The sequence below is a fragment of the Vibrio sp. 1401 genome, assembly GCF_033340295.1.
Window position 1 is genome coordinate 1 of record NZ_JAWOWF010000835.1, and the last position, 517, is coordinate 517.

The 517-nt window shown below is 39.8% G+C and carries 1 protein-coding gene; it reads right to left on the reverse strand.

What is annotated here, in order from left to right:
* Positions 1 to 140: 140 nt before the first annotated feature.
* On the reverse strand, positions 141 to 517 hold a 377-nt coding region (locus R7Z77_RS28440), incomplete at its 5' end, for a DUF3291 domain-containing protein (protein ID WP_318137446.1).

The window sequence follows — 517 nt, forward strand, 5'->3', positions numbered from 1 at the left end:
ACCTTAATTTCAAAATGATCTATCACTCTTTGTCCTTTTGAGTCAGTTACAATTTTCCTTGAAGTGCACAACTCCAATGATGGGGTGAGGCATGTCATATCGGTGCTTTATACAACTTAGCGATTTAACCAGCGCATAGCTCACGCAAGATCTGCTTCTGTAAAGTTAGTTTTAAATGTGAAAGCAAAGGGCGTATCTCCGTTATCGCGTAAATGTTGAAGGCGGAATAAAGCTTCTTGTGGTGTTGGTATATGGTCATCTTCAACCCACCATAGAACATAGCTATCTTCTGTTAATCGATGAAACCATTCGCTTTTTCGGCGCATGAAATCTCTATGGTCAGTACGGAACATAAAGTTTTTGAGTGCGTCAGTACTTTCCCAGACAGACATGTTTACAATCATGTTTGGGTCTTCAAACAATTTAATGCTGGTGGCATCACCGGAGTCGTCTTTTAAACGCCAAACAAAGCCTTCACTCTCTTCAGCAATACCATTAACTAAGTCTAAATTGTCTA